This window comes from Psychrobium sp. 1_MG-2023 (assembly GCF_030689115.1).
Taxonomy (GTDB): domain Bacteria; phylum Pseudomonadota; class Gammaproteobacteria; order Enterobacterales; family Psychrobiaceae; genus Psychrobium.
In genome coordinates this window covers 207,183-222,724 of the sequence record NZ_JAUYVJ010000001.1, presented here as the reverse complement: position 1 = coordinate 222,724, position 15,542 = coordinate 207,183, and the positions used below count along the sequence as shown (strand labels likewise).

At 41.5% G+C, this 15,542-nt stretch carries 16 protein-coding genes; 2 read left to right on the top strand and 14 right to left on the bottom strand.

The features are described 5' to 3' along the window. Positions 1–61 precede the first annotated feature (61 nt). From bfr (Q8W26_RS00885) to Q8W26_RS00860, 6 genes are all read right to left on the bottom strand, one after another. Complete coding sequence (gene bfr / locus Q8W26_RS00885; RefSeq protein WP_101212915.1) at positions 62–529, bottom strand: bacterioferritin; 468 nt, start codon at positions 527–529, stop codon at positions 62–64. Between the two features lie 11 nt (positions 530–540). Then, a complete protein-coding gene (bfr, locus tag Q8W26_RS00880) occupies positions 541–1,011 on the bottom strand; it encodes a bacterioferritin (RefSeq protein WP_101212914.1) in 471 nt (156 codons plus the stop codon). Between the two features lie 196 nt (positions 1,012–1,207). Next, complete coding sequence (locus tag Q8W26_RS00875) at positions 1,208–1,408, bottom strand: PspC domain-containing protein (RefSeq protein ID WP_101212913.1); 201 nt, start codon at positions 1,406–1,408, stop codon at positions 1,208–1,210. A 129-nt stretch (positions 1,409–1,537) separates the two neighbouring features. Beyond that, positions 1,538–2,200, bottom strand: a complete 663-nt coding sequence (gene pspA / locus Q8W26_RS00870) for a phage shock protein PspA (RefSeq protein WP_101212912.1) — start codon at positions 2,198–2,200, stop codon at positions 1,538–1,540. A 29-nt stretch (positions 2,201–2,229) separates the two neighbouring features. Beyond that, positions 2,230–2,520, bottom strand: a complete 291-nt coding sequence (locus tag Q8W26_RS00865) for a hypothetical protein (protein ID WP_101212911.1) — start codon at positions 2,518–2,520, stop codon at positions 2,230–2,232. 546 nt (positions 2,521–3,066) lie between these two features. After that, entirely contained in the window at positions 3,067–3,519 is a 453-nt protein-coding gene (locus tag Q8W26_RS00860; RefSeq protein ID WP_101212910.1) for an Hsp20 family protein, read from the bottom strand. Positions 3,520–3,912: 393 nt separating this feature from the next. On the opposite strand from Q8W26_RS00860, the gene Q8W26_RS00855 reads away from it, so the two are divergent. After that, complete coding sequence (locus Q8W26_RS00855; protein ID WP_101212909.1) at positions 3,913–4,419, top strand: prepilin-type N-terminal cleavage/methylation domain-containing protein; 507 nt, start codon at positions 3,913–3,915, stop codon at positions 4,417–4,419. 405 nt (positions 4,420–4,824) lie between these two features. Here the strand turns inward: Q8W26_RS00855 and Q8W26_RS00850 are convergent, their stop codons facing one another. The 7 genes from Q8W26_RS00850 to Q8W26_RS00820 form a co-directional block, all read right to left on the bottom strand. Continuing rightward, on the bottom strand, positions 4,825–5,871 hold the full coding sequence (locus Q8W26_RS00850) for an NAD(P)/FAD-dependent oxidoreductase (protein WP_101212908.1): 1,047 nt from the start codon (positions 5,869–5,871) through the stop codon (positions 4,825–4,827). A gap of 109 nt (positions 5,872–5,980) precedes the next feature. Then, a complete protein-coding gene (locus Q8W26_RS00845) occupies positions 5,981–7,339 on the bottom strand; it encodes a DUF1501 domain-containing protein (RefSeq protein ID WP_101212907.1) in 1,359 nt (452 codons plus the stop codon). A gap of 6 nt (positions 7,340–7,345) precedes the next feature. After that, positions 7,346–9,082, bottom strand: coding sequence for a DUF1800 family protein (locus Q8W26_RS00840; protein ID WP_101212906.1), 1,737 nt, complete (start codon positions 9,080–9,082; stop codon positions 7,346–7,348). Positions 9,083–9,270: 188 nt separating this feature from the next. Next, on the bottom strand, positions 9,271–9,669 hold the full coding sequence (locus Q8W26_RS00835; protein WP_101212905.1) for a MerR family transcriptional regulator: 399 nt from the start codon (positions 9,667–9,669) through the stop codon (positions 9,271–9,273). Between the two features lies 1 nt (position 9,670). Further along, complete coding sequence (locus Q8W26_RS00830; protein ID WP_305471889.1) at positions 9,671–12,046, bottom strand: heavy metal translocating P-type ATPase; 2,376 nt, start codon at positions 12,044–12,046, stop codon at positions 9,671–9,673. A gap of 254 nt (positions 12,047–12,300) precedes the next feature. Then, positions 12,301–13,560, bottom strand: a complete 1,260-nt coding sequence (locus tag Q8W26_RS00825; RefSeq protein ID WP_370694249.1) for an ammonium transporter — start codon at positions 13,558–13,560, stop codon at positions 12,301–12,303. A 39-nt stretch (positions 13,561–13,599) separates the two neighbouring features. Beyond that, the gene (locus tag Q8W26_RS00820) at positions 13,600–13,938 is read right to left on the bottom strand and encodes a P-II family nitrogen regulator (protein WP_101212902.1); all 339 of its coding nucleotides are present in this window, start codon (positions 13,936–13,938) and stop codon (positions 13,600–13,602) included. 293 nt (positions 13,939–14,231) lie between these two features. Between Q8W26_RS00820 and Q8W26_RS00815 the strand changes: the two genes are divergently transcribed. Further along, positions 14,232–14,636: a SufE family protein gene (locus Q8W26_RS00815; protein ID WP_101212901.1), complete on the top strand. Its 405-nt coding sequence runs from the start codon at positions 14,232–14,234 to the stop codon at positions 14,634–14,636. A gap of 108 nt (positions 14,637–14,744) precedes the next feature. Here Q8W26_RS00815 and tcdA read toward each other — a convergent pair whose 3' ends face one another. Further along, entirely contained in the window at positions 14,745–15,521 is a 777-nt protein-coding gene (gene tcdA, locus Q8W26_RS00810; RefSeq protein WP_101212900.1) for a tRNA cyclic N6-threonylcarbamoyladenosine(37) synthase TcdA, read from the bottom strand. Between the last annotated feature and the right edge of the window lie 21 nt (positions 15,522–15,542).

Genomic DNA, 15,542 nt, shown 5'->3' with positions numbered 1-15,542 from the left:
ACATGCAAAACCATTTATTACATGTCAAAAAGAGAGCCATTGGCTCCCTTCTCCCTGACAGTTACATCATCGATTGTAAGTAATTTTCTAAACCAACCTTATCAATCAAGCCTAGCTGTTGCTCTAACCAATAAACATGATCCTGCTCAGTCTCTTCCAGTAAAGGCATCAACATATTTCGTGTTTGAAAGTCTTGCTTGCTTTCACAAAGAGCTATCACTTTACGTAAGTTGGTCACCACTTGATATTCAAGATTAAGGTCATTTTGCAACATATCAGGAACGGTATAGCCAATCGCCAAACCTTCTCGCTTAGTCACATCAGGCTTACCTTCGAGAAATAAGATTCGTTCAATTAACTTCTGGGCATGCTCTTTTTCATCATCAAATTCATGAGCGATACGCTCATGTAGTTTTGACAAATCCCAATCTTCATACATTTTTGAGTGCACTAAATATTGATCCATCGCGGTTAACTCACCAACGAGCAACATATTTAAACCATCAATTACTTCATTATCGCCTTTCATTTTTAATCCCCTTATTTATCCATCATTGCTTGTTGGTAGTTTTCAACGCCCATACCTTTGATTAGGTCGAGCTGCGCTTCGAGCCAATCAATATATTCTTGCTCGTAATCTAAGATTTCGACCAAAATGTCTCGACTCACGTAATCATTTGCATCTTCACACGCTTGGATAACCTCAGCCATTAATTGGTTTTGATCGTTTTGACAGTGTAAGTCACACTCAAGCATTTCTTGTGTGTGTTCACCAATGCGTAATCGTCCAAGTTGCTGTAAGTTAGGTAAGCCTTCTAAAAACAAGATTCGCTCAATGAGCTTATCGGCCTGCTTCATATCTTTAATCGATTTCTTATAGGCTTTATGATTTAACGCCTCTAAGCCCCAATTTTTAAAAATGCGGGCATGTAAGAAAAATTGATTTATCGATGTTAGCTCGACCGTTAAAACGCGGTTGAGTTGTTTAACTATATCGCTATTTGCTTTCATGAGTTCCTCAGTGCTCTGCGAACAGGTTGAACAATAATTATGCTACCCAAATAATAATAAATCAACTTTTTCTTTAAAATCAATTACTTAATAATGATAATCGCTATCGTTATCATAGCTAAATCGTTTCCCGTTACAATAAAAAAACGCCCTGCAAGCAGAGCGTTTTAGTTTATATTTTAAATAGTTAATCATCTCACGCCTGTTGCCTCGTTGGTAAAAGCACTGCAGCAGTTGCATAGATAGTGAAGGTAACAACAGGCATAAACAATAAACCTAGTACAGCAACACAGCGAACACCAAGGCGACTATAGCCAAACGCTTTTGCTAATCCAGAACACACACCAAACAATTTTCCATGCGCCTTGTCCGTTGTAATTCGATGCCAAATACTCATATAAACTCTCCTAAAACTATTATTAATACTAAAAATATTCACTGATTAGTGAAATTGCGCCGGCGCTAATTAGCATGCCGGCGACTGGCAACAGAAATATCCATAAAACTGTGCTAAACATGAACATGATTACGAAGCCATCTTCTGTTTTAATTCGGCTAACGCATCTTCAATCGACTCATCACGTTCCATTTTTTTAAACTGTGCTTCAATTGACTGTTCATCAGTGCCTATATCATAGCTTTCAACTTCTGCTTCTAAAGCATCAATTTTCTTTTCCATTTGCTCAAAGCGTGCCAGCGCATCTTCTACTTTATGGCTGTCTAGTTGTTGCTTCACTTTTAAACGGGTAACCGCTTGTGTTTTACGCGCTAATAAAGAACTCTGTCTCGCACGTGCTTCGGTCATTTTTTGTGTTAGGCGATCTGCGTCATTATTTACACCGCTCAATAATTCGTTATAACGCTCTAGCTCCTGCTCTAATAAAGTGACTTGCTCAGCGCTGTGTTGTTTTTGGCTCAGCGCACTGCGCGCTAAATCTTCACGGCCCTTGCTCAGTGCCAACTCTGCTTTAGCTTGCCATTGTGCAGCACATTGCTTGGCTCGTGCTAATTGCTTTTCTAATTCCTTTCGCTCAGCGATATGCTTGGCTGCACCGCTTCGTAGCTCAACTAAGGTTTCTTCCATTTCCTGAATTAGTAAACGTACTAACTTTTTAGGATCTTCCGCCTTATCTAACATCGCGTTGATATTGGCGTTTACAATGTCACTAAATCTGCTAAAAATACCCATAATACTTCTCCGTTTCTTCAAAAATTAAATTATTTGCTTGAGTTTGCTTTGTCAGTATTGTCGGCATCTTGCTGCTTAGTTTTTTCAGCAATTTCCAGACCTAACTCAACTAAGTTTTCATTAATGGTGCGCTCAATATCACTGCTAATTTCACCAGCGATGGCACTCACTTGAGAGCTGAAAACTTTGCCTAATGCGTTAAACAAATCTTGTTTTGTTTGGCTATTAAGTTCTGCGGCGTTTGCACTAACTCCTAAACTTGCGATAGCGATTGTGGTTGTTACTACTACTGCGCGAAATGTGTTTGTTACGTTAGCCATGTCAGACTCCTAATAGATTGTTTGATAATTAATAAGATTGTTTGAACTACAATCTAGTTATTGCAGGTGGTGTGCCAACAACAAACAAACCTTAAAAATCAATACCTTAAGTAAATACAGGCATTTTGTGACATTAAGAAACACAATCAGCATAAGTCATACAAACCACATTATGGTTAATATAACCACCGGATTTGTAGGCTAACTAGTTCCAGGTAATTTAAGCTAATAAAGCACTGAATCACTCAACAAAGATCCCGGCTAAAAGACTGCCAGGATGACAATTTTTATGAACATCAAGCCGATTTCTATAAGCCTAGCTTTTACACGGAAGATTAAATGGCAGGGAACAATTTAGATAGCGTTAGCTGGTCCGCAGCACAAATGGCAAGGGTGTTTCTCACAAAGGAGAACCGAAGTTATTTACTTTCAATTAGATAGCCACCTTAACGGAAGCGATTTTGATACACGCTCTGCGACATAGCAATAAAAAAGCCGCTGAGCATCCTCAGCGGCTTAAAAAGGGGGAAACTGTGTTTAAACTAACTAGCTGGCGATGCGCTTGTTAGTATGTTGACCAATACCAATTGAGCGAGGCTTCATGGCTTCCGGCACTTCGCGCTTTAACTCAATGTGTAATAAGCCATTACTTAAATCAGCACTTTGAACTGTGACATAATCAGCGAGTTGATATTTTCTTTCAAAGCCGCGCTCTGCTATGCCTTGATAGAGAAATTTTGTTTCAGCTTGTTCTTTAGTTGCTTTAACCCCTTTCACTAGCAGGGTATTTTGATGGCTAGTAATGTCTAATTCAGACTCATCAAAGCCAGCAACAGCGAGAGTAATGCGATACTCATCTTCAGAAAGCTGTTCGATGTTATACGGAGGATAACCTTGATTACTATTGCCATTGCCTGATGAGGCTGACTCAATCATGTGAGCCAAACGGTCAAAGCCAATAGCACTACGGTATAGAGGTGAAAGATCGATATTACGCATAAATATTCTCCTAAGAAGCAATATGTTTACTGATTAAAAATCATAATTTTTCTATATCAAAGACAATGACTGAGAGCCTTGCTCATTATCGATTAATAGGTGATTTTTCAGTAAATGTCGGCCAGCTAATGCTGCACCATTATTAAAGTTAACATCGCAAATGCGACTGTTTTTCTGCGAACCCTAATCAGGCCTTCGCTATAAATAGATATGCGACTACTAGATTTATTTTCAAGCCTATCGCTAAACAAAAAAAGAAATAAAATGTTATCCACCTGAAATTAAATGATTAATTAATTACAAATAATCACACTTCAAAACAGAAATTAACAACTATTCGCTATAACATCCCTCGAACAAGCACAAATTAAGTAACACCTAATAGGAGTTAAAATGAAGTTAAAACAATCTGGATTTACATTAATCGAACTCGTCATTGTGATCAGCGTTATTGCAATATTATCAGTCGTAGCCGTTCCTAAGTTTCTTAACGTCAGCGATAAGGCCAATGAAGCAGTCTTAGCATCGGTCAGCGGCTCACTCAACTCAACCAACACGTTAATTCAAAGCATGGCGGTCATTGAGGGACAAGAAGAGGGCCTTGAAACACTAAAATTAGATGACGGTGAGGTCGCCATCGAAGACGGGCTAATTCGGATTAGTAGCGATTTTGATAAATCATTAATCGCCTCAATGAACTTAGCATTTGAAACGCTTTCGAGTCGTGATGCGGTTGCAGAAAGTGACTTTGGCTTATATTTCTTACCAACATTAAACTTAGCCTATATCACTAACCCTGGATATTCCGTCGATGATAATTGCTACCTACTTTATCAAACAATAAAAACACCAGGAAAACAGGTTTCAGTTAATTATGAGATTGAAGATAGCGGTTGCTAATTTCTAATGTTACCTGCAAGCTGCCAGCCACACCTAAACTGGCACTAAGACCAATTCCATTAATTAAGTGATCCATTTTGTAACTAGGATAAACGAATTAAAGCACAGGTCCTACGTGCCAAACAGAACCTAAGTACCGACATCCATGTCGCAAGGTATTTATTAGCGTACGTAGTGATTCTACATAGATAATAAATAACGTAGCTATCATTTGTTTAGAGCGTAAAAAATGATCAGGTTTTTAGTGGAAATGGTATAGCATAAAGTAAGGTAGTTGCTTCCTTGAACCTTCACGATGTTGAGATACCAATAATTACAGTAAACCTTGTTATAGAAAGGCAGTAGCTCATGCTATTCATCCAATTGATTTATCCATGATGAGTCATTATCCGTTGGATTTAGTTACTACAACTTAGTTATCTCATCAACCACCCTTTTCGCTTCAAATTTAGCACCATAAATTAATGCAGAAGCACGGTTATGTTGCCATGCTAAGCCTGCACAAAAAAAACCTTTGGGTAGCTTGTCCGTTGTGATATCGCCGTTTGAATTTAAAACATCGGCTACGTGGATAAAATCATAACGATTACGATAGCCTGTCGCCCAAACTACTGAATCAATAACTATTTTTTCACCACCAGCAAAGTGAGCAACGCTATCCAATGCTGTCAGTTTCGGTAAGAAGCGAACCCCAGCATTCATCAGGGTCCGGTCATTAATTTGAGTATCAGGGAAGGGATCGCGCCCCTTAATCCACTGGGCTAGTGAGAAATTTTTATTCAGTGTTAATAAACCAGAGGCACGTAACCAATGAAAAATATTAATGCCAAGCAGCTTATGCTTAATCAAATGTCGCGTTCGCCCCTGCGCTAAATAAACTTGGTTATTTTTAGCTAGCTGCTTAGCAATTTGACGCCCAGAAGCACCATCACCTACCACTAAAACAAGCTGCTGCGCGATTTTCTTATCACTAAGATCATTAACTTGATAATGTTTAATAACGTTTTGTTCATCACTATATTTCACACCGTTATCATTACCTGCACCATCCTGAAACGCACCATTAGCTAGTACAATATGCTTCGCATAAAACGTGCGCTCATCGGTGCTAATAATATAGCCTCCCATATCGCCTTGTTTTATTGAATTTACTTTCTGGTTACATTGAACGTTGAGCTGATGATGCTGTTGATAGGCTTGTAAATAGTCTGCAAACTCATCCTTGGTTTGAAATTCACTTTGAGATATTGGTTTAGAATAAGCCGGTAAACGATTTAGGCTATTTGGTGTAAACAGTGTCAAGCTATCAAAGCGTTTTCGCCACTGCTCGCCGATCTCAAAGCCTTGTTCTAGAATGATATATTCAATATTCGCTTGTTTTAAATAATAGCCAAGCGCCAACCCCACTTGCCCAGCACCAATAACAATTGTATTCGTTTTAATTTGTTTCATTACACTGACCTCTTAATAATTGAAATCAGTGTAATGAATGGAGGGAGCTAAAGATTGAATAAACTGGCTACATTAAGCAATAATTAACAAGCTCAGTAACCGGGCACCGTTACGTACGCATGAAGCCAAGGTTTTTATTACTAAACAAGTCTATATTCGGTAATACTTCTTCAAGGCGTGATTGCGGTACGCCAAACCACATCGCTAACGTTGCAGAATATTGATCCACCGCGGTGGTTGGGATCATAATGCCTTTATCTTGAGTCAAGTCATCACTTCCAACCGCCATGTTTGGCATTTTCCCGTAAACAGTCCCACCAGCAACAGCACCACCAATAATCATTTGGTGTCCCCCCCAGCCGTGCGCTGTGCCTGTTCCATTAGTCGTGCTGCTGCGGCCAAAGTCTGAAATAGTAAAGCTAGTCACTTGATCAGTTAAATTAAACTGCGCTAAAGCCGCTTGAAATGCAACAATGGCATCATTAAGCTCCGTTAACTTCTTGGCTTGACGAACAAGCATATCGCTATGGAAGTCATAACCACCATGCTTGATATAGAAGCTTTGACGCGACGTAGTTGTTGTATCATTTGCTAACAGGCTACGCAGCACCATTTCAAAACGGCGACCAAGTTTATTCGCCGGTAACGCCATATTTAAATTATCAATCTGCCCATTAACTGCTTCGCTAAATAAACGTTGTTTCATTTCACTCGATAATAAGCGAGCGTTTTGATCGTTATAGCTATATTCACTCACTAACGCATTATCATGATGCATAGCATCATCGGCCAACTCACTAATTAATGCTTCTAACTGGTCATTATCATGATTAATAAAGTCTTCAGGGCCATTTTCTCCCATGACATAAGCGCTCTTATATCGGCCTGTCTGCCACACATTCTTTCCAGAAATTGATGAGTTCATTTGGTGTGAGCCTTGATATAAATCAGCCGTTAGCCCTTGCCAACCCTGCTTTGATGTGGCGGCTTGTACGGGATCAAGCCCCTGCCAATATTGTTGCTGATTACGGTGACTTCCGCGTTTAGGTGTCACCCCTATTGCACCAGCGTTAGTCACCATGGGTCCAACATTAGCAACAAAGGCAACTTGCTCTTGGGTAAAAAGCTGTTGTATGCCTGTTAAGCTAGGATGTAAAGCTAAGGATTGTTCGCTCATTCCAGCAGGGTTAATGGGCAGTAATTGCTCTCGCTCTAACGCAACATTAGTGCGTAATTGTTTATAACTCTCATAGGCTGATAGGCTATAGGGAACCAACATATTAGCGCTATCATTACCGCCACTTAGGTCAATACACACCAACGCTTTATAGCCCGTCTTATCAATAGTTTGTGAGTTTAAGTCCTGCTCACTGGCAAAGATCAATGGTGAGTTAACCAAGCTCACACCGGCACCAAGGTAAAGCGCTCTTTTTAAAAACTGACGACGTTGCATACTTTTATTCATCATTCTCTCCTAGCGCTGAATAGCTTGTTGGTGTGAAGTAACGACGGCTAATAATGCCTGACGTGCACGTTGATATCCGCCATCTGAAGTTGAAACACCAGCCAAATGCTTAACAATTTTATCTTTCATTGAATCACTCATCGTCCCCCCCATTAGCAACAGGTTATAACGATCCACTAGCAACTCAGGAGAATTTATGGCTAATGCGGCCTCTTTATCCAAGTTATAGCGATTGTAGTTGCCTGTTCTCATTGCTTTTTTGCCATAGCGAGATTCGGTCACATTTTTATATAGCGCGTTATAAAGTGTTGCTTGATTGACCTCAGTTGCTAAGGTGAAATTCGGAGCCACTTTGCCCGCATCTTCAATAATCCCTGAGTGAGTATCATCTGGCTGGAAAAAACTAAACACACTATCAGCATACAACGGGCGCTGGATACGGCTAATTTGAAATGCAGTTAAACGCGCAGGATTGACATCAAACGCTCGTAACAAACCAGTGAAGCGGAGCACTGGCTCTTTTAACTTACCGTAAAAACTCATATCTGCGACTTGCTGTGGCTGCCTTGCTTCAGGATCTAATAAAATCGCTTTAATCACTGCAGCCATGTCACCACGTACTTGCTGACCGTTGTCATTAAACACGCTAGCAACATTTGCAATATACTGTGGCGACGGATTACTAGTGACCAAATGCTGAATCAATCGCTTAGCGATGAACGGACCGACATTAGGGTGATTAAAAATAGCGTCGAGAGCTTGCGCTATATCCCCTTTAGCTGAACTACCATCAACATAAGCGACTTGATCTGTTCCCGCAAATAACACTTTTTCTCCACCGAAGTGGAGGCGCTGTCTAACTTTGGCTTGACCATACCATTGACCACCACGAACGATACCACTGAGTGCTTTTGCTAATTCAACAACATCGGCTTCTGTATATGTTTCGATCGGCTGACCGTTTTCATCGACTTGCGCACTACCATCAAGATTTAGGCGTTCAGTACCAAGGGTAAACAGCTGCATCAATTCTCTGGCATAGTTTTCATTCGCTTGGTGACGCGAATTATTTCGCACATTATCGAGATAAACGCCCATCGCAATATTGTAGGTGACATCGTTAAGTAAAGTACGGAAGTTGCCAAACGCATTGTTAGCCAACACGTCATAATACTCAGCAATACTGCCATCTTTTCTAATTGATCCGACGGTTGAAATAGTCAGTACATGATTTAATGCAAAGGCAACTCGCTGGCGTAATTGATCCGGAGCGACTAGCGATTGATGCCACCATGCTGATGTTTGCAAGTGATCTGTCGCGTTAGATACCAGCGATGTTAATTGGCTGGCAGGTAACTGCATTTGCTCAGTCAACCAATGCTCAATGGCGGCTTGTTCACCTTTAACGGCAATCAAGTCCGCTAATTGATTAATGCCCTGCGCTGTCGGCCCGTACGTCGATTGAATTAAAAATCGAGCAGATTGCGCTGTCGCTTGACTAAGCTTTAAGTCATACCCTGCTTGCTCCTGCCCAAGGCGAGTATTAAACCAAAACTCCAAATCTTGTATTCTAGCTTGATCGTCACAATCCCGTTTGCAATCAGTCAGGTAGTCATAATTAGGGTTAATCGACTCTGTTGATAAGCCAAAAGAGAAATAATTGATGTTGTCATTAGCGTACGTAGGTGCATTGAGGGCACCACAGACACTGAGAGCTAGAGCTGTATTCATTAAACAACGCTTCATGATTGTTCCTTACATTCGCTGATGGCTAAATCAAAATCGACAGCAAACACTGTCGTCAGACCCAATTAACAGAGAAAGAATAAAGAACCATTAAAGATTAATAAATACGAATAAAGTACCAATATCAGTCATTTGTAAATTATTAGCTAAAGCGTTTAGAGCCTCTTAATCTAATCCCTCATGCATTACTAACTTTTCAATAACCCATCAATAATCGAGCACTGAGGCTGATCATTCCCTTGGCATTGCTCCGTTAACGCTTCTAATTTCAACACAATACTTTGCAACTTTTCGATGCGCTGTTTTATTTGAGTAATTTGCGCTAATGTCATCGCCTTCACATCGCTACTATGACGATTTTGATCATGAAATACCGCCATAAGCTGTCGACACTGATCAATCGAAAACCCCGCCTCTCTAGCTCCTTTGAGTAACAAGAGCTCATCAACATTTTCATTACTATAAAAACGATAGCCATTGTTAGCCCGTGGAATTTCGGACACAATGCCACTACTTTCATAATAACGAATAGCTTTTGCAGACAAGCCTGTCAGTTCCACAACTTGACCAATCGTTTTACTTGCCATATTAACTCTCTTTAAACTGCCAACGTTTTAATAACAGTGCATTACCGAGTACAGTGATACTCGAAAGCGCCATAGCTAACCCAGCTAATTGTGGGCTCAGGTGCCCCATCGCGGCGAGCGGTATCGCGAGCGAATTAAAAATAAAGGCTAAAAATAAATTTTGTTTTATTTTACTCCAAGTCAACGTAGCAATCTCAATCGCAGCAACCACTAGTAAAGGGTTACTTTGACTTAAGGTAATTTGCGCGCTACTAATCGCCACTTGGGTACCGCACCCCATCGCAATACCTAAGTCAGCTTGCGCTAATGCAGGCGCATCGTTAATGCCATCACCCACCATTGCAACTTGCTCATCGGCCTCTTGCCATTGCTTGAGTTGATTTAGTTTTTGCTCGGGCTTTAGTTCCGAAAACACTTGTCGCAAGCCGAGTTGTTGAGCCATTGCTTGCGCCGCCCCCTTATTATCGCCACTTAGCATCGACGTTGTTAGTCCCAACGAGTTGAGTCGGCTAATCGTTAATTTACTGCTTTCTCTTGCTTGGTCATTAAGTTCGATTAGCGCGACTAGCTGCTCGTCAATTGCAAAATAAACCTCAGATGCGCTAGTACCTTGTGTTAATTCATCTGGCATAACGACCTGGTGTTCTTTCATTAGTTCACGATTACCAGCAAGCACAAGTTGTCCGTTTAATGAACCACTCACCCCTTTCCCTGCGATGACCTTAAATTGACTGACTGCACTTAAAACAACGTGGTGAGATTGTGTATAACATTTGATAGCTCGGGCCAAGGGGTGTTCACTTTGCTCCATTAAAGAAGCTAGTTGGCCCAATACTGTATCTTGATCACGCGTGTTATCAACCAGCGTAGTATTAACGACTTGTGGTTTACCCTCGGTTAACGTACCTGTCTTATCAAAAGCGATCCGGCTCAAATTACCCGCCATTTGCAATGCTTTTACATCACGGATAATAATGCCATGTTGCGCAGCGACGCCACTACCAGCAACAATAGCTGCAGGCGTTGCAAGCCCAAGTGCACAAGGACAGGCAACAACAAGCACAGCAACACTATTAATCAGCGCCGTTTCGAAGCTTGCACCCAATGCTAACCACGTCGCTAAAGTAACCAATGCAATCAACAACACCGCAGGCACAAATATTTTAGCAATACGATCAACTAACTCTTCAATGGGTGCCTTGCTCATTTGTGCTTGCTCAACCATCTTAATAATTTGGTTCAAACTGCTGTTTTCACCAACGGCGCTTGCTTCGACTGTCATCACGCCATGACCATTGACAGCGCCTGCTACAACCTGATCACCAACGGCCTTACGTACTGGCAGACTCTCTCCAGTGATCAGCGATTCATCAACCTCACTCTCGCCTGATAACACTACACCATCAACAGGAATTTTATCACCGGCTATCACGCGTATTAGATCGCCTGATAACACTTGCTCTATAGGTAGCTGCTGAGTTTTATCTTGTCGGATTACGGTTGCTGTCACTGGAGTTAATGCCATCAACTCTCTAATCGCTTCACTAGTACTATGTTTAGCACGGTGCTCTATCCACTTACCGATAGAGATAAATGTAATAATCACGGCGCTAGCTTCAAAATATAGCTGCCCATGTGCTGTCCGCCAATCAGAAAACAGTACATAACAACTATAGAAATAGGCAGCGCTGGTACCCAAAGCAACGAGTGTGTCCATATTAGCGCTGAGCGTTTTAAGGTTAAGCCATGCACCACGATAATACTTAGCCCCTACGACAAACTGCACCACAGTGGCCAGAGCGAACTCCAGCCATGGGTTTAACATTAGTGCTTGATTAAACACCATCAGGATCATCGGTAAAACTAACGGTAGTGTGAATAAGCTGGATAGGATAACTAACTGACGTTGCTCTTTATTCTGCTGCTCAAACAATATTTGTTGCTGCTCTTGCTGGTCTATTTGATTTGCGGTATTTAGTTGCAGCTGATAACCAAAACCTTGACAAACTATGGCAAAATCACTTTGTTTCACCACACCTGTTATCGCTTCTATCTCTAATTGGGCTGTCGTAGGGTTAACAGCAACGGACTCAACACCCTCCAATTCAAGCAGTGCTTTTTTAGTTTTATTAGCACAACCGCCGCAGCTCCAACCAATCACACTAAACGTATGCAGCTCGGTAATCAGTTGATAATCAGCCTTTTTGATGAGTTTAAGGGCAAGGGTTAATTGTGATGGTTGGGAAAATGACAAAGACACCTTCGATAAAGCAAAACTCACTTGCGCGGTTACACCATCGAGTTCATTGAGTCTTTTTTCCAGCTTACTTGCACAGCCATTGCAGCGTAAACCACTGATTCCTAATTGAGTTTCCATAATAAACATCATCATTGTTGTTAACTATGCACACATTGTAACCTTTCCCCTTAGGGGAAGGTAAACCCTTTTATTACTGAATAGTTCTAAATTTAGAGCAGCAAAAAGCCATCGCAGTGTCATCAGTAAGATGGCACTACGATGGCTTTCTGAATTCGTTGTTGCCTGTCATCTTGAAAGGTTTTTATTCAAGATCTATCTACATTGCCCAAATGAGACCTCTCGGCTAAAAGCATGCTGAAACGACTGTGGTTTTATAGGCTATAACCCGTTTCTTCATGTTGTGAGATATCTAATCCAGTCACTTCTTGCTCTTCATCAACACGTAAACCTTTAGTAAAGAGTGCGACAACTTTAAACAAGATAAAACTCACGACAGCGGTATAAACCAACGTAGCCGTCACACCAATGAACTGTACCAATAGCTGATCAGCCATGGTTTCATTACCCTCACCAAAGCCATAACCGCTAAAGACACCTAGATCAGTCGAACTAAAGACACCCACTAATAGCGTACCTAAAATACCACCGACACCGTGTACAGGAAAAACATCTAGCGAATCATCAATCTTTAATGTTTGCTTGATATAAACTGTGGCGTTAAAGCAAACGAAGCCACCTAACAAGCCTAAAACTAATGCGCCACCAGGGCCGACAAAACCAGATGCCGGCGTAATAGTACCTAAACCCGCGACCATACCAGTCACAATACCTAACGCACTTGGCTTACCGAATCTTCTCCATTCGATCGCAGCCCATGTCATCGCACCCATGGCCGCCGAAATATGAGTTACTAACATAGCCATCGCCGCGTCGCCGTTCGCTGCTAGCGCACTACCACCGTTGAAGCCAAACCAGCCAACCCACAATAATCCTGCACCAGTGACCGTCATAGTCATGTTATGTGGCAACATTGCCGTTTTTGGAAACCCTTTACGTGGACCTAATACGATTGCAGCAACCAAAGCGGCGACACCACAGGTAATATGTACTACCGCACCACCCGCAAAGTCATAGAAGCCCATTTGAGCTAACCAGCCGCCGCCCCACACCCAATGAGTCACAGGAGTGTAAACAAAGAGTAACCACATGGCACAAAAGAGTAATACAGCTGAGAATTTCATGCGCTCGGCAAAGCCACCAATAATTAACGCTGGCGTTATCACCGCAAAAGTCATTTGAAATAGCATAAAGAGTGGTTCTGGAATATCGCCTGCTAAATCGCTACGTTCAACTCCCATAAGCAACACTTTATCTAAGCCACCAATAAATGCATTCCCTTCAGCAAACGCCAATGAGTAGCCAATAACCAGCCACAACACAGAGCTAATTGCAGCAATAGAAAAACACTGCATTAGTATAGATAACACATTTTTACTTCGGACTAAGCCACCATAAAATAATGCCAGACCTGGTAGTGTCATCATTAACACTAACGCCGTTGACGTTAAAATCCACGCGGTGTTTGCGCCATTAAGTTCAGGCTCTTGTGCCATTGCACCAAAAGAGCACATTGATAAAAATAAACTTAGAATGATACTTAACTTTTTCATTTAGACAGCCTCAGGACCTTGTTCAGAAGTACGGATACGAATCACTTGCTCAAGATGTCGCACAAAAATTTTACCATCGCCGATCTTACCTGTATGAGCGGCATTGGTTATCGCTTCAATTACGCTATCTTCTTGCTCATCACAAATGGCAATCTCTAACTTTGCTTTAGGTAGGAAATCAACCGCATATTCAGCTCCCCGATAAAGTTCGGTATGACCCTTTTGGCGGCCAAAACCTCGTACTTCGCTTAGTGTTACCCCTTGAACGCCAACATCAGCTAATGCTTCACGAACATCATCTACTTTAAAAGGCTTAATAATCGCTGTGATTAATTTCAAAGTCCCCTCCTAGGGTCTATCAATTTAATTAAACTGTATTAAGCACGTTTTAGACCAACCAAACAAAAACTTTAATATCATAGACTTAAAATAGAAGTGCATTCCAAAACACAATCAAAGCACTAATTTGGTGCACAATAAATCGCCTTACGCCCTAACTTGGAACGTACTATGCCAATTTGCCCCCTTACAGTGCCGTGATTGGTATTCATCAATGAGACTGTTAAAATAGTGATTACAGACTCCAAGCAAATACGGCATTAAAATACACTGCCAGCAGATAGAGAATTCAGATGTACACACAATCACAACAAGCCCTGTTAGACCAATTTAATGCCTTACGTAGTTGGGAAGATCGATATCGCACCATTATGCGCCTTGGTAAAACCTTACCGCGCATAGATGATTCGCTAAGAGTTGATGAAGCACTATTGCACGGCTGTGAGAGTAAAGTATGGTTCCATGCCCGAAAACATCAGCAGGGGGTTGAATTAACCGTAGATTCAGATGCGAAAATCGTTAAGGGGCTTATCTCTATTATTGTTTCCGCATATCAAGACTTATCGACAGCGCAGATTGCTAAATTCGATTGTGAGAATTTTTTAATTGAACTAGGGCTGCTTAATCATTTGAGCCCTTCACGTGGGAACGGTATTAAAGCGATTATTCAGGCGATAAAAGATACGGCTCAAGAGTAAAAATACGCGATACTGACACGGTTTAGTCAGTATCTTTTGCCTTGATAAGCAAGTGAAGTCCTGAATGGAAAGCTCTCCAAGACTACGTTATTAGAACTGATTAAACCGTTACTGAGTGAGTTTATTAATGACCCGCGCGGCAGCAACAAAGCCAAAACTTGCAGTGACAACAGTTGCAGCGCCAAAGCCACTGGCGCAGTCCATCTTCATCGGCCCATCAGCTTGTGATTTTTGCGCACACACTGTGCCATCGCTTTTAGGGTAAACCAATTGTTCGCTTGAAAACACACATTCTATTTGAAAGCGGCGTTTAACATTTTTGCTAAAGTTATGGTGACGACGTAGCTCATTACGCACTTTCGCTGCAAGAGGATCTTGATATGTTTTTGCTAAATCAGTCACTTGCACTTGAGTGGGATCTTGCTGACCACCCGCCCCGCCGACGGTGATAATCTTAATCTTATTACGCTTACAATAAGCAATCAAAGCAACCTTTGCCCGAATACTATCAATTGCATCAATCACATAATCAAAGTCTTTAGTGATTAATTCTGATAAATTGTCGGGGTCGACAAAGTCTTCGACTTCATTAATTTTACAATCGGGATTAATAGCGCGGATACGCTGCGCCATAACTTCCACTTTTGACTGACCAACAGTATCAGATAGGGCATGGATTTGACGGTTGATATTAGTGACACAAATGTCATCTAAATCAATCAGGGTGATTTCCCCAACCGCACTTCGAGCGAGTGCTTCAGCAGCCCATGAACCAACACCACCAATACCAATGACGCACACGTGAGCGTTGGCTAGCTTTTCTACGGCATCTTCGCCATAAAGGCGCTTGGTACCACCAAAACGTAAATCAAACTGACTAGACATTTATCTTACCTAAAAATTAAT

What these genes read in the sequence shown, in the direction of transcription:
- bfr (WP_101212915.1), bottom strand. Translation starts at nt 529, where the DNA reads ATGAAAGGCGATAATGAAGTAATTGATGGTTTAAATATGTTGCTCGTT.
- bfr (WP_101212914.1), bottom strand. Translation starts at nt 1,011, where the DNA reads ATGAAAGCAAATAGCGATATAGTTAAACAACTCAACCGCGTTTTAACG.
- Q8W26_RS00875 (WP_101212913.1), bottom strand. Translation starts at nt 1,408, where the DNA reads ATGAGTATTTGGCATCGAATTACAACGGACAAGGCGCATGGAAAATTG.
- pspA (WP_101212912.1), bottom strand. Translation starts at nt 2,200, where the DNA reads ATGGGTATTTTTAGCAGATTTAGTGACATTGTAAACGCCAATATCAAC.
- Q8W26_RS00865 (WP_101212911.1), bottom strand. Translation starts at nt 2,520, where the DNA reads ATGGCTAACGTAACAAACACATTTCGCGCAGTAGTAGTAACAACCACA.
- Q8W26_RS00860 (WP_101212910.1), bottom strand. Translation starts at nt 3,519, where the DNA reads ATGCGTAATATCGATCTTTCACCTCTATACCGTAGTGCTATTGGCTTT.
- Q8W26_RS00855 (WP_101212909.1), top strand. Translation starts at nt 3,913, where the DNA reads ATGAAGTTAAAACAATCTGGATTTACATTAATCGAACTCGTCATTGTG.
- Q8W26_RS00850 (WP_101212908.1), bottom strand. Translation starts at nt 5,871, where the DNA reads ATGAAACAAATTAAAACGAATACAATTGTTATTGGTGCTGGGCAAGTG.
- Q8W26_RS00845 (WP_101212907.1), bottom strand. Translation starts at nt 7,339, where the DNA reads ATGATGAATAAAAGTATGCAACGTCGTCAGTTTTTAAAAAGAGCGCTT.
- Q8W26_RS00840 (WP_101212906.1), bottom strand. Translation starts at nt 9,082, where the DNA reads ATGAAGCGTTGTTTAATGAATACAGCTCTAGCTCTCAGTGTCTGTGGT.
- Q8W26_RS00835 (WP_101212905.1), bottom strand. Translation starts at nt 9,669, where the DNA reads ATGGCAAGTAAAACGATTGGTCAAGTTGTGGAACTGACAGGCTTGTCT.
- Q8W26_RS00830 (WP_305471889.1), bottom strand. Translation starts at nt 12,046, where the DNA reads ATGGAAACTCAATTAGGAATCAGTGGTTTACGCTGCAATGGCTGTGCA.
- Q8W26_RS00825 (WP_370694249.1), bottom strand. Translation starts at nt 13,560, where the DNA reads ATGTGCTCTTTTGGTGCAATGGCACAAGAGCCTGAACTTAATGGCGCA.
- Q8W26_RS00815 (WP_101212901.1), top strand. Translation starts at nt 14,232, where the DNA reads ATGTACACACAATCACAACAAGCCCTGTTAGACCAATTTAATGCCTTA.
- tcdA (WP_101212900.1), bottom strand. Translation starts at nt 15,521, where the DNA reads ATGTCTAGTCAGTTTGATTTACGTTTTGGTGGTACCAAGCGCCTTTAT.